Origin of the sequence: Halobacillus rhizosphaerae, assembly GCF_046719735.1 — a bacterium.
Classification (GTDB): domain Bacteria; phylum Bacillota; class Bacilli; order Bacillales; family Halobacillaceae; genus Halobacillus_B; species Halobacillus_B rhizosphaerae.
Genome location: NZ_JAUTWQ010000001.1, coordinates 760,195 through 774,280 on the forward strand (window position 1 = coordinate 760,195; position 14,086 = coordinate 774,280).

Sequence of the window (14,086 nt, forward strand, 5' to 3'; positions counted from 1 at the left end):
TTGTTGACTCCTTTCTATTAAGCTTTCAAATCAATAATTTCTAGAGCGTCTTCCCGCAGCTTGAATTTTTGAATTTTACCGCTGGCGGTCATTGGGTACTCCTCTGTAAAGGAGATATAACGTGGTATTTTATGTTTCGATATCTTCCCATCACAGAATGAACGGATATTCTGTTCAGTTAAATTTTTGCCTTCTTTAGGGATAATCCATGCCATGATTTCTTCCCCATATTTCTGATCTGGCACACCGATCACTTGAACATCCAGGACATCGGGGTGCTGATAGAGAAATTCTTCAATCTCGCGAGGGTACACATTTTCTCCGCCGCGAATAATCATATCTTTCATTCGACCGGTAATTTCCACATAACCGTTCTCATCCATCACCGCAATATCCCCGGTATGAAGCCAGCCTTCACGATCAATTGCCGCTTCTGTCGCTTCCTCATTTTTATAGTAGCCTTTCATCACTAAGTACCCTCTCGTGCACAATTCCCCCGGCATTCCTGGTTCTGCTTCGTTTCCGGTAGCAGGCTCAATAATTTTCACTTCTACATTCGGATGAGGCTTTCCTACACTCGAAACGCGCAGATCGATCGGATCATCTGCTTTGGTCTGTGTAATGACTGGGGATGATTCCGTCTGCCCATAGGCAATCGTAATTTCTGACGCACCCATTTGATCAATTACGCCTTTCATTACTTCCATTGGACACGTGGATCCGGCCATAATTCCAGTCCGTAGAGTCGTTGGTTTAAGATCTTCAAACGAAGCATCATTCAGCTCAGCAATAAACATCGTCGGCACCCCGTGAAGCCCCGTACAAGCTTCATCTCGAACGGCTTCCAGTACTTTCTTCGGATGAAACTGCTCTAATATAACCATCGTAGACGCCTTGGAAACCGCCGCCATCGTTCCAAGCACACAGCCGAAGCAATGAAAGAACGGAACAGGGATACATAAACGGTCATCTGGAGTCAGCCGCATACAATCAGCTACCTGATTACCGTTATTGACGATATTATTATGGCTGAGCATAACCCCTTTAGGGAAACCCGTAGTCCCTGACGTATACTGCATATTAATGACATCCTCGCAGTGTAAAGACTGCTTGCGATTTTCCAGCTGATCGTCATTCACTGATCGTTTCATATCCAGAAGGTCCTGCCATGTAAAGCAGCCCGTGTACTCTTTTTCACTGAGCACAATAATATTCTTCAGTCTGGGGAGCCGCTCGCTATCCAGATCTCCTTTTATAGAAGTATCCAGCTCAGGACAGATCTCTTTTAAAATATCAATATAAGAGGTTCCTCTGAATTCTTCTGCCAAAATAAGCGTAGTGGCATCCGATTGTTTAAGTAAGTATTCAAGCTCCTGAGCCCGGTAATTCGTGTTTACTGTGACTAATACGGCCCCCGCTTTTGCTGTAGCAAACTGAGAAACCAGCCATTCCGGTTTGTTATCTGACCAGATGGCTACATGCTCTCCCTTTTCAATTCCTAATGACATAAAGCCACGGGCAGCTTCATTCGTCATTTCATTAAATTCACGGTATGTTTTTCTCAGCTTTTTCTCTGGATAAACCATAGCTTCATAGTCTGGATAATTTCTTGCTTGTTCCTCAAGCAGCTGACCCACAGTTTTTTCTAAAAGCGCCATGAAAGTTCCTCCTTGATCTTAATTAGCATCCAAGCTGTCGTGCGATAACCATCCGCTGTATTTCCGATGTCCCTTCCCCAATCTCCAACAGTTTAGCATCTCGAAGGAAGCGCTCAACTTCGTATTCCCTCATATATCCGTAGCCGCCATGGATTTGAATCGCTTGATTCGAGGAACGGAAAGCGGTTTCAGAAGCGAACAGCTTTGCATACGCCGATTCCTTAGTGAACGGTTTTCCTTGATCCTTCAACCAAGCCGATTTAAGCACCATATTCCGGGCAAGCTCTACTTCCATAGCCATATCGGCCAGCTTAAACTGAATGGCCTGAAATTTGGATATGGGCTGACCGAATTGTTTTCTTTCTTTTGCGTAAGCAAGGGCTTTATCTAATGAAGCCTGTGCGATTCCTACAGCCAGCGCGGCTATTGAAATTCTTCCCCCATCCAGCGTATGAAGGAATTGCTTAAATCCCTTGGATGGATCTCCTAAAATATTTTCTTTCGGAACTCTAACATCCTCCAAAATAATTTCAGAAGTATTCGATCCGCGAACCCCCATCTTGTCATAGGGACTGGAAATCTTCATTCCCGGAGTGTCTTTAGGAATAATGAATGCGGATATAATATTCTTCCCATCATCTCTTTTGCCGGAAACTGCGGTAACGGTGATGGAACGGGCATACTCAGCATTAGTAATCCAGCACTTCTCACCATTGATGACGTATTGGTCGCCTTCAAGGACCGCTCGCGTCTTCGTTCCTCCAGCATCCGAACCTGCGTTTGGTTCCGTCAGGCCGAAAGACGCTAGTGCTTCCCCCTTCGCTAATGGTACGAGGAATTCCTGCTTCTGCTCTTCGGTACCAAAGTAATAGATAGGACTTGCTCCTAGTGAAACAGCCGCTGCATAACTTAATCCTGTCGACCCGCAGACACGTCCGATTTCCTCTACAGCTAAAGCGTACGTAACGGTATCACCACCGGCTCCACCATACTCTTCTGGAAATGGAATGCCGAGCAAACCCAGTTTCCCCATTTCCTTAAAGATATCTTCCGGAAACTCAGCCTTCTTATCAATATCCACCGCACGAGGCTGAATGACGTCCTCTGCAAAATCCCTCACCATTTTCCTGGTCATTTCCTGCTCTTTCGATAATTCAAAATTCATACGTCTCCTCCTTTAATCTCTGAGACCGACTGGTTGGTCGGTGTACGGCAAAAATAAAATGAAAGCGTTTACTTACTTTCGTAAAAAAAAGGAACTTGCAGCATTTGACGAAAATATTCGTCTTCCATTTGGACCGGTAACAGCGAATGCAGAACTAAGTCCACAAAAACATCTGCAATTTCATCAATGGAATAAGTGCCTGATCGCTTATACCACTTATAAATCCAGTTTACCATACCGAGGATCGCCATCCCTGTGATTTCTGTCGGCAGTTCTTTGCGAAAATAACCTGCCTCCTGTCCTTCGTTAATAACAGCAAAAATCAGCTGCTTGAACTCATCACGTTTCCGCTTAATCAGTACTTCATATTCAGGCTTTAAATAATTACTCTCCTGATAAAAAACAGCAATATGAGGTTTATACAGATCAAATACCTGCACAAATGCCTGGATAATCGCCTGGATTTTATTAACGGGTGAAGTATGCACTCTGTCAGCCGACTTCGCTTCCTTCAATACGTATGTAATAAACGTGTCGTGAATGACAAATAGAAGCTCATCCTTCGAGTGAAAATGATGATAAAAGCCGCCTTTCGAGGTATTTGAAGCGGCCACAATCTGATTGACCGTTACCCCGTGAAATCCATATTCATCGAATAATTCAAGGGACGTCCGAATTATAGTATTCTTTAACTCCGCCATACATCATCCCCTATCTGCTGAATACATGTTCATTTTATCACAGTTTTCAGAAAAAACAAACAGAATAAGTATAAGGAAAACTCTTTCCCTATACGTCATAAGTGGCCATTTATGTTTTTTATTTATAATGGATCGTGAAAAAAGACCATGAAATCATAAAAGAAGCAGCCTTATGTCACCATGGACATAAGGCTGCTTTTCGTTCTTAGTCTTTATTCTCATTCAAATGCTCAAACGGTTTCTCATATTGCGGTTTAACCCAGGCTTCTGTAACTTCGCCTGATTGTTCGGTATCCATGACATAAGATCCGTTGCTGTATCTATCATTCGCTTTAAAATCCATCGGTCGAACGGTTATCGTCTTGTCGCCCGCAGATTTAATGATCACTTGCTCGTCACTTTGGACTAAGTGAAGATCGATGAGCTTATGCGGATTCGATTTGAGTTCTCTTAGCATGACCACTCCGCGTTTCGCCCGAGAAGTTGCCTCAAATTCCTTCAATCTCATGCGCTTAACTGCCGCACGGTGAGTCGTAATAAGAATGGAAGGGTCCTTTGCCGGATCGAAAACCTGACCGGAAACAACAGCTTCCCCTTCTTTCAGAGTGATCGCTTTCACGCCAGCTGCTCTCTGGCCGACCGGTTTTACTTCATCCTCATGATACCAGAGGCCGTAAGCTTTGCTGGAGGCCATGAAAATAGAAGAATTTCCATAAGTACGGTGCACATCGACTACCTCATCATCGCCTTTTAAATTTATGGCCACAAGGGATTTAGAATGTCTCTGCGCTTTGTACAGGGACAGTTCACTTTTCTTCACCATGCCATTTTTCGTAAAGAATAATAAGAATTGATCGTCCTCAAATTCTCTAATGGGCAGAGCTTCAACAAAGAATTCTTCCTTTTCAAGCTGCACAATGTTAGCCACGTGCTGCCCGAGATCCTTCCACCTGATATCCGGCAGTTTATGGACTGGCAGATACAAGTATTTACCCAGGTTGGTAAACAGCAGAACTGTATCTTTCGTATTCATTTCAAACAACCGCAAGATATGATCGCGGTCTTTGATGGCTAAGTCTTCGCCGTTGGAAGCAGCATAGGATCTTAAGCTTGTCCGCTTAACATAACCGTCCTTGGTGACCGATACCAGGACATCTTCACTTGCTACAGTTACTTCTAAATCGACCTTCAGTTCTTCCACTTTATCTTCGATTTTAGTCTGACGATCGTCATTATATTGTTTCTTCATCGAACGAAGATCAGCTTTAATAACTTTCATCAGTTCATTTTCACTGTTCAGAAGCTTTTCTAAATCATCAATTTGCTTCTTCAGTTCATCCGCTTCCTTTTGAAGCAGCGTAATGTCTGTATTTGTTAACCTATAAAGCTGCAAGGTAACAATTGCTTCAGACTGTTCTTCAGTAAAATCATATTGAGCAATCAGCTGCTGCTTTGCATCCTGTTTATCTTTCGAACCACGAATAGTAGCGATCACTTCATCTAGAATGGAAATAGCTTTAATAAGTCCTTCCACAATATGAGCGCGCTTTCTTGCTTTATTTAAATCATACTTCGCCTGCCGGGTTACAACATCACGTTGATGCTGAATATAGGCATCAAGGATCATCGGCAAGCTTAATAGTTTAGGAGTCCGCTCGTGAATGGCGACCATATTAAAGTTATAGGAAATCTGTAGATCTGTATGCTTATACAAGTAATTCAGCACACCTTCACTATTCGCATCTTTCTTTAGCTCTATAACGACCCGGAGTCCAGTACGGTCGGTTTCATCGCGTACTTCTGAAATCCCTTCAACTTTCCGGTCTATTCTTAATTCATCCATCCGCTTCACCATGGAAGCTTTGTTTACTTCAAAGGGAATTTCATCTATGACGATCTGTTCTCTGCCGCCACGGACCTGTTGAATTTCTGCCCGTCCTCTCAATACAATCTTCCCTTTGCCGCTTTCATAAGCTTTCCGAATCCCATCTATCCCTTGAATGGTGCCTCCAGTGGAAAAGTCCGGACCCAAAATTTTCGTCATAAGTTCTGGAACAGTAGCTGCAGGTTTATCAATTTTCATAATTACAGCATCGATCACTTCCCCTATATTATGCGGAGGGATCTCTGTCGCATAGCCTGCCGAAATACCCGTCGATCCATTAACCAGCAGATTCGGAAATTTTGCCGGCAAAACCGTCGGCTCTTGAATCGTGTCATCAAAGTTGGGTATAAATTCTACGGTTTCTTTTTCAATATCTCTTAATAACTCAGAAGAAATGCTTGACAGCCGTGCTTCCGTGTAACGCATAGCAGCTGGTGGATCTCCATCCACACTCCCGTTATTACCATGCATTTCTACGAGTGTTTTTCTGACTTTCCACGTTTGGCTTAAACGGACCATCGCATCGTACACAGACGTGTCTCCATGGGGATGGTAATTCCCAATAACGGTACCGACCGTTTTCGCCGATTTCCGGTACGCTTTATCATGTGTATTTTTCTCCTGATGCATCGCAAATAATATTCTTCGCTGCACCGGCTTCAGTCCGTCTCTAATATCAGGGAGAGCTCTTTCCTGGATTATATATTTACTATAGCGTCCAAAACGGTCTCCTAATACTTCTTCCAAAGGTAAATCTAAATACTTTTCTGCCTCAGCCAACAGAATATCCCCCTTTTATGTCTGAATTTTGTCGTTTTCTAAAATGTTTGCTTCCTCTTCTAGACCAAAAGCAACGTGGGATTCAATCCATTTACGGCGAGGTTCTACTTTGTCACCCATCAGTGTCGTTACCCGGCGTTCTACACGTGCAAGATCATCTATCGTCACACGTATGAGAGTACGAGATTCTGGATTCATCGTGGTTTCCCACAGCTGATCCGCATTCATCTCGCCTAAACCTTTATATCGTTGAATCATATAACCAGATTTAAATTCCTTAAGAATTTTCTGCATGCCTTCATCATCCCAGGCATACTCCGTTTTCTCTTTCTTTCCTTTTCCTTTAGAAACTTTATATAAAGGCGGAAGGGCAATAAAAACTTTTCCTGCTTCGACAAGCGGTCTCATGTACCGGTAAAAAAAGGTGAGCAGCAGAACCTGTATGTGTGCTCCATCTGTATCCGCATCGGTCATGATCACGATCTTATCATAATTGCAGTCCTCCAGCGTAAAATCGCCGGCCACCCCTGCTCCAATGGTATGAATGATCGTAGAAATTTCTTCATTTTTAAAGATATCAGCTATTTTAGCTTTTTCAGTATTGATCACTTTTCCTCGCAGCGGTAACACGGCCTGAAACTTCCGGTCTCTTCCTTGTTTAGCTGAACCTCCTGCTGAGTCTCCCTCAACTAAGTAAAGTTCATTTTTGTCCGGATTTCTTGACTGGGCAGGTGTCAGCTTTCCACTTAAAAGTGAGTCTTTCCGTTTTTTCTTTTTACCGGAACGGGCATCCTCACGGGCTTTACGTGCGGCTTCCCGGGCTTCTTTTGCTTTAATCGCTTTCTTTATAAGCATGGAAGCTATATCTGGGTTTTCCTCCAGGAAATAGGACAGCTGCTCAGCCACTACAGCATCAACCGCTGACCTAGCTTCAGAGGTTCCCAGCTTACTTTTAGTCTGACCTTCAAATTGAAGAAATTCTTCGGGAATACGTACTGAGATTATCGATGTAAACCCTTCTCGGATATCATTTCCTTCAAGATTTTTATCCTTTTCTTTTAACATTTGCGTTCGTCTTGCATAATCATTGAAAATCCGTGTAATTGCTGTTTTAGCTCCGGATTCATGGGTGCCTCCATCCCTTGTACGGACGTTATTCACAAACGATAACATGCTTTCTGCAAATCCATCGTTAAATTGAAAGGCAAAATCCACTTCAATATCTGAATTTCTTCCTTCAAAAGAAACGACCGGGTGAAGGGTATCTTTTTCCTCATTAAGATACGCAACAAAAGATTCAACCCCGTCATTATACTGATAGGATTCCTTTGCATACTCGTCCCGTTCATCTACTAAGTTAATGCGAAACCCTTTTAACAAAAAGGCCGCTTCGCGAAGCCGTTCCGAGAGCGTCTCAAAGTTGTACTTCGTGACAGAAAAAATGGTTGGATCCGGTTTAAATCGAACAGTCGTACCTGACTTTCTCGTATTTCCTTTATGTTCAAGAGAAGTAACGGGACGACCGCCATGCTCAAATCGCTGGTAGAACTTCTCTCCATTACGGCAGATGTGAACCTCCAGCCATTCAGAAAGAGCATTCACTACAGAAGCTCCAACTCCGTGCAGCCCTCCGCTTGATTTATAACCGCCCTGACCGAATTTACCGCCTGCATGCAGAACAGTGAGAATAACTTCAGGTGTAGGCTTGCCGGTTTTGTGCATTCCTGTCGGCATCCCTCTTCCTTCATCCTGAATGGAAACACTTCCATCTTTGTGCAGCGTTACGGTCATTTGTTCTCCGAATCCAGCTAAAGCTTCATCTACTGCGTTATCTACAATTTCATAAACCAAATGATGGAGACCTCTGTGGTCCGTGGACCCGATATACATCCCCGGCCGTTTCCGTACGGCCTCCAATCCTTCAAGTACTTGTATGGAATCATCTGAGTACGTTTGTTGTTGTTTTGACAATTTTCCATCGGCTCCTTTCAGATCGACACCAGCTACTTCTATAATAGAACAAATGTTCGCAACTGTAAACGTTCGAATAAAAACATTGCTTGTTATATTGTAGCGGTTTTATCCCAAGACGCAAACACAATTCTATTTTTGAAAATGAAAAACCCCTGTTCTCACAGGGATTTTTAAAAAAGAATTTTCATTTTTCAGCGTAGAATTGCTTGAGCAACTTTAATGCACATATCCATGATTACGAGCATATCTGAGTCTTTTAATTGCTCATAAGCTTCGGGGTGGATAACTCCTTGCTGACCCCAGAAGGCTTTAGCCTTCACCCCTTTACATTCCTTGGCAATCTCCGGCAAGTGCTCCGGCCGGCGGAAAACGTTAATAATATCGATGGGTTCTTTTACCTCTGAAATCGAAGCATACGCTTTCTCGCCAAGTGATTCCTGAATGGTAGGGTTCACAGGAATAATCCGATAACCGGCCTCCTGCATCGCCTGGCTTACTTGGTAAGATGTCCGTCCAGGATTATCTGACAGACCGATCACTGCGATCGTTTTCGATTCATTCAACAACTTCTTAATTTGCTCTTGCGTCGGGTTTTGAAAAGACATCCTTTTGCCTCCTAGTTATTTAGTAATCCTTCTTTCTCTAAAAACTCCCGGGCAACCGCTTCTGGGTCCCGATCTTCAAAATCGACTTCATAATTCATTTCACGCATCTTGTCCCCGTTAATTTTTCCGCCCAGCTGGTTTAACACATCTTTTATTTCCGGATATTTGTCTAAGGTTTCTTTACGCATAAGCGGAGCTCCCTGGTACGGCGGGAATAAATGTTTTGGATCGTCCAATACTTTTAAATCCAGATCTACCATGTATCCGGCAGTGGCATAAGCATCGATGACATCCACATCCCCTTTAGAAATCGCTCCTTGTCTAAGCCCTGGATCCATCGTTTTCACGGTGCCAAGATCCAGATTATATACTTTTTTCATACCTTGATAGCCATCCTGGCGATCCTTAAATTCCAGCGTGAATCCTGCAGTGATTTGATCTTCTACCGCTTTTAAATCCCCGATTGACTTCAAGTTATATTTGTCAGCAAGTTCTTGCGTTGTGGCGACCGCATAGGTATTGTTATATTTCATAGGCTGAAGAAATGCCATGTCGTACTTTTCAGCCATCCCTTTTTCGGCCTGCTTGTAAACCTCTTCCGGCTGGTTGCTATTTGCCTGCTGGTCAAGCAGAGACACGATAGCGGTTCCGGTAAATTCCGGGTAAATATCAATACTACCTTCCTGTAAAGCGCTGAAGACTAAGTCTGTCTTGCCTAAATTAGGCTTTAACCCGACAGACAGGTCTGTTTGATCTTCAATTAAAAGCTTATACATATTAATCAAAATCGCTGGTTCAGAGCCTAATTTCGCTCCTAATACCAGGTCGTTTTTCGCTTTTCCTCCGAATGCAAGCGGGCCAACGGCTATTAAGGCAGCGATGACTAACAGACTGACAAGCGAACGAAAACCTGATTTTGCAGAGGTTCGTTCAAACATACGAAGAATAACATCTAATACAATTGCTAGTAACGCAGCGGGTATAGCACCTAATAAGATGAGATTAATATCTCCTCCTCGGTCGAGACCGAGCAGAATCAAATCCCCCAAACCGCCGGCGCCGATTAACGCAGCTATGGTCGTTGTGCCGACTATGAGAACCATAGACGTCCTGATTCCTGCCATAATTACCGGCATAGCAAGCGGCAGTTCTACTCTTGATAACCGGCGGAATGAACTCATTCCCATCCCGGTAGCCGCTTCTTTCAATGCCGGATTCACTTCTTTAATTCCGGTGTACGTATTACGGAGAATGGGCAGGAGTCCGTACGCGGTTAGCGCAATGACTGCCGGAGTCTGTCCAATTCCGAAGAGAGGAATTAAAAACGCCAGAACAGCAAGACTCGGGATCGTTTGAAGGATGGCTGTCAGACCGATTATTGGCTCGGCAACCTTCTGCTTACGGGTGAGAAGAAGCCCGAGCGGAACCGAAATTAATGTCGCAATGACCAGGGCAATGATTGATATTTGCAAGTGTTCCCAAATTTTTTCTAATAATACATCCTGCCGCTGTTGAAAGACGTCCAGAAATTCATTCACGACTGAACCACCCCATTTTCTGTTCGAACATTCTCTTTGAGGTAATAAACCATATCTTTATAAGAAAGGGTGCCAATTAATTCGTCTCTTTTCACAACTGGCAGCAAGGGATAATCATGCTGTTCAAATACGGTCATCGCTTCCTTCAAAGTCATTCCATTGTCCAGGGCTGGAAGATTAATCTTCTCTCCTTCATGAACAGCGCTGCTATAAGTGCCCGCCGAATTCTTCAAGGCGTAAGTCCCCCTGGATGGAACCTGGTGATTGGCAAAATCCTCTTCCGTATAGACTTGATTTTCAGTTTGATCCATCATCACATCGACGGCTGTCTGCCACGGTGATTTCCTGCCACCGATGAAATCTTTAACAAAAGCATTTGCCGGGTGCAGAATTAGATTTTGCGGCGTATCTAATTGGATAATTTCTCCTTCTTTCATTAAGCACACCCGATCACCAAGCGCCATGGCTTCATCCATATCATGAGTCACAAACACAATTGTTTTCTGGATTTCCTGCTGAAGATTTCGAATATCTTTCTGCAGTTGTTCGCGGCTGATTGGATCAAGAGCGCTGAAGGGTTCATCCATGAGGATAATATCAGGATCAGCGGCCAAGGCTCTAATGACACCCACTCTTTGCTGCTGACCGCCGGAGAGTTCACTTGGTTTTCTTTTGCGGTGCTTATCGGGATCAAGTCCCACCATATGCATGAGTTCGTCAATGCGCTTGGAGAGGTCTTTCTTCTTCCACTTTTTCATTTCGGGTACAATGGAAATATTCTCTTCCACTGTCATATGCGGAAAGAGCGCAATTTCTTGTAATACATAACCAATATTCCAGCGAAGTTCATGTATATTGTAGTCCCGAATATCCTTGTTATGTATCGTGATTGTCCCTTCTGTTGGATGGATCAGCCGGTTAATCATCTTCATGGTAGTAGTCTTTCCGCATCCACTTGGACCGATTAAGGTGAGTAGTTCTCCTTCTTTCACCTGAAGATCAATGGCTTTAAGCGCCGTAGTCCCATCAGGATAAGTCTTGGTTACATTTTTAAAAGTGATCATTGCCTTCCCCCTGTATCTTTAAATAAATCATTGATATATTCCCAATTTAGTGGCTCATCAAACCTATTCAGAAACATTTGTTCGTCTCCACAGAAGACCTGCTTCATCTCCGTACCATTTAGTTACGGAGGTCTGTTTTTATTTTCTCCCAAATATTATGACTGCCAAACCGTTTACTCCACGAAGCCAAACCAGCTAGGTGATATTTATCCACCAATGAAATGCGTTTATGCAGAGAAGTTTCATCCTCCAGCCACATACGGTAGATCTTTCCATTACTTGTTGTTTCCACATAATGCTGTCCGGAATCCTGGTCTATTTTTGGTGTTAAATGGTGTTTCTCAACCCAACTTCTTGCTTCATCCATAGACATAGATGTAGAGCTCATCTTCGGTTCATCGGTTTTGTTTGGATCTTCTATCCATAAGCGAGTGTATAACGGAACTCCCAGAAGAAGCTTACTTGAAGGCACTTCATCTAAGAGTCGCTGTAAATTACTCTCAACCCATGATAGACCGGCGACACTGCCTGCCTCCTGTGAGTTTGCCCAATGTTCATCGTAGCTCATCACCATCACATAGTCTGCTGCTTTTGCAAGCTCTTTGCGGTTATAGAATTTTGACCACTGCCCACTCGTGGATTGAAAAGTGACGTTAAGTGAAACAGTGAGGCCTGCCTGGTGGGCTAAAGGAGTCAATTCTCTGACAAACTGAGTGAAATCAGCTCCGTTTTCCTCATAGACGTTTTCGAAATCTAAATTTATTCCATCTAGTTTATACCTCGTCGCAAAATGCAGCAGCTGACTGATCATTTTCTGTCTTTTCGAAAATGAAGGCAGCACTTTAGCGCTCAAATCAGGATCAAACGCATTGGAAAACAATGCCCACACTAGACCATTATGATCATGGGCTTGCTGCACGTAGGATTTAGAAGCAATATTTCCAATGTCACCTTTACTATTTTGCAAGGTAAACCATGTGGGGGAATAGACGCTAACTCCAGGGAGATTGGCTAACTTGGCAGGATTCGCCCCCTTGACGTAAATCCCATCCCACACTAAGTGGAAAGGAGAGGCTGGTCTTTTCAATTTTGGATGGTTGATACCTGCAGTCTTCACGTTAATAGTCGTTACTCCTTTCTTGGTAAGGACTTTCCTTGATATGTATCCACCATACCCGCTGTCTGTACGGACTTTGAAATAGGATCCATTCTGGTCGATAACAAAGACCTTGTCACCCGCTTTCAAATTGATATAATAAGGAGATGTCACGGTTGATCTTTGTCTAAGCCGTTTCCAGGGAGTGGTCACTTCCTTCTTCAGTACAGCTTTTTCTTGCTCATACCCATCCCGATAGACAAACAAAGCTCCCGTATTCGACTTATAATTTACTTTTAATGAATACACATCTTCCAGCCACGCGGTAGAAATCAATAGGTTGCCATTTATTTCTTTAAAAGCTGGAAAATTTAAAGGAGATTTCTTGCGATTCTTATAATAATAGCGCTTATTGGCAGGCAGCTGATACAATTGCTGAGGAGTGGTGACCACAACAGCCTGGGAAGCTTTATCATAAATGATGTGAGAGTCGATCTTCTGTTTGATAAACGAAAAAGGTACATAAATCTTTTGATCCAGCATCTTTGCTCTATAATCACCTTGCAATCGATCATTCAATAAAATCGTATGCGTGTGCTTAAAATAATCAATCTTAGTCTGAGAATCAAAAGGATAGAGTTTAAAGCACAGAATAGCAGTAATTCCTGCTATAGTAAGGATTACAGCAATGAGGGATCGTTTAATCTTCTTCTTTTTTTTGTGTAAATGGTTGTTTTTCATAGATTCCCTCCTGGCTACATAATAGCGAAATTTGCAAAAGAAGGAAATGAATAACTGAGTTGGTTAAAGAGAATTCACGGTATATCTAGTTCTTTACAACCCTCTGGCATGATAAAATAAAACTAGTAAAAGACTTTAAGGAGTTGTGCGTTATGGAATATATAATTTTTGGAGTGATTGCCTATTTATTAGGTTCTATTCCATCGGGGCTGATTGTCGGTAAGATCGGTTACGGTAAGGATATTCGCGAACATGGCAGCGGAAATCTAGGAGGAACGAATACGTTTCGTGTTCTTGGAATCAAAGCAGGTATGCTCGTTACTAGTGCTGATATCTTAAAAGGGACCCTGGCCACCCTCCTGCCGCTTCTATTTGGAGCAGATGTTATCATTCTTATCATAGGATTATTCGCAGTTGTCGGTCATATGTATCCTGTATTTGCAAGGTTTAAAGGAGGAAAAGCCGTAGCAACTTCTGGAGGGGTTGTGTTAGCCGTCAATCCCATCTTATTTATCATTGCTATCGGCACATTCTTTCTTATGCTTTATTTAAGTAAATACGTGTCACTTGCTTCAATGATTACAGGGATCGTTACTGTAATTGTTACACTTCTTCAGCAAGAGTATGGATTAACCATTGTGGTATCTGTAATGACTTTATTCGTCATATACAGGCACAGTACGAATATTAAGAGGATCATCAACAAAACAGAGCCGAAAATCACCTGGATGTAAAGGAATAGATCTTCTGCCAATGACAAGTCTGCTGTCATTGGCTTATTTGATGAAAAGCGGATAAACTCATTCTCTTCAAGACATGCTAAAACATGCATGTATGTAAGCCCATTAGAAAAGCAATAAATTGTATAAATCGCCCTAC

At 42.9% G+C, this 14,086-nt stretch carries 10 protein-coding genes; 1 reads left to right on the top strand and 9 read right to left on the bottom strand.

Translation table 11 applies throughout. The features are described 5' to 3' along the window. Positions 1 to 17 precede the first annotated feature (17 nt). The 9 genes from Q7A53_RS03935 to Q7A53_RS03975 form a co-directional block, all read right to left on the bottom strand. The gene (locus Q7A53_RS03935) at positions 18 to 1,658 is read right to left on the bottom strand and encodes an AMP-binding protein (RefSeq protein WP_411787796.1); all 1,641 of its coding nucleotides are present in this window, start codon (positions 1,656 to 1,658) and stop codon (positions 18 to 20) included. Between the two features lie 22 nt (positions 1,659 to 1,680). Beyond that, positions 1,681 to 2,823: an acyl-CoA dehydrogenase gene (locus Q7A53_RS03940; protein WP_411787797.1), complete on the bottom strand. Its 1,143-nt coding sequence runs from the start codon at positions 2,821 to 2,823 to the stop codon at positions 1,681 to 1,683. Between the two features lie 68 nt (positions 2,824 to 2,891). Then, entirely contained in the window at positions 2,892 to 3,524 is a 633-nt protein-coding gene (locus Q7A53_RS03945; protein ID WP_411787798.1) for a TetR/AcrR family transcriptional regulator, read from the bottom strand. Between the two features lie 205 nt (positions 3,525 to 3,729). Beyond that, the gene (gene parC / locus Q7A53_RS03950; RefSeq protein ID WP_411787799.1) at positions 3,730 to 6,189 is read right to left on the bottom strand and encodes a DNA topoisomerase IV subunit A; all 2,460 of its coding nucleotides are present in this window, start codon (positions 6,187 to 6,189) and stop codon (positions 3,730 to 3,732) included. Positions 6,190 to 6,204: 15 nt separating this feature from the next. Next, positions 6,205 to 8,160, bottom strand: a complete 1,956-nt coding sequence (gene parE, locus Q7A53_RS03955) for a DNA topoisomerase IV subunit B (RefSeq protein WP_411787800.1) — start codon at positions 8,158 to 8,160, stop codon at positions 6,205 to 6,207. 194 nt (positions 8,161 to 8,354) lie between these two features. Then, positions 8,355 to 8,768: a CoA-binding protein gene (locus Q7A53_RS03960; RefSeq protein WP_411787801.1), complete on the bottom strand. Its 414-nt coding sequence runs from the start codon at positions 8,766 to 8,768 to the stop codon at positions 8,355 to 8,357. An 11-nt stretch (positions 8,769 to 8,779) separates the two neighbouring features. Then, positions 8,780 to 10,306, bottom strand: a complete 1,527-nt coding sequence (locus tag Q7A53_RS03965) for an ABC transporter permease/substrate-binding protein (RefSeq protein ID WP_411787802.1) — start codon at positions 10,304 to 10,306, stop codon at positions 8,780 to 8,782. After that, positions 10,303 to 11,370, bottom strand: a complete 1,068-nt coding sequence (locus tag Q7A53_RS03970) for an ABC transporter ATP-binding protein (protein ID WP_411787803.1) — start codon at positions 11,368 to 11,370, stop codon at positions 10,303 to 10,305. Before Q7A53_RS03970 ends, Q7A53_RS03965 begins: the two co-directional genes overlap by 4 nt. Positions 11,371 to 11,488: 118 nt before the next feature. Further along, positions 11,489 to 13,207, bottom strand: coding sequence for a glycosyl hydrolase family 18 protein (locus Q7A53_RS03975; protein WP_411787804.1), 1,719 nt, complete (start codon positions 13,205 to 13,207; stop codon positions 11,489 to 11,491). A gap of 152 nt (positions 13,208 to 13,359) precedes the next feature. Here Q7A53_RS03975 and plsY point away from each other — a divergent pair, with 152 nt between their 5' ends. After that, on the top strand, positions 13,360 to 13,941 hold the full coding sequence (gene plsY, locus Q7A53_RS03980) for a glycerol-3-phosphate 1-O-acyltransferase PlsY (RefSeq protein ID WP_411787805.1): 582 nt from the start codon (positions 13,360 to 13,362) through the stop codon (positions 13,939 to 13,941). Positions 13,942 to 14,086 lie beyond the last annotated feature (145 nt).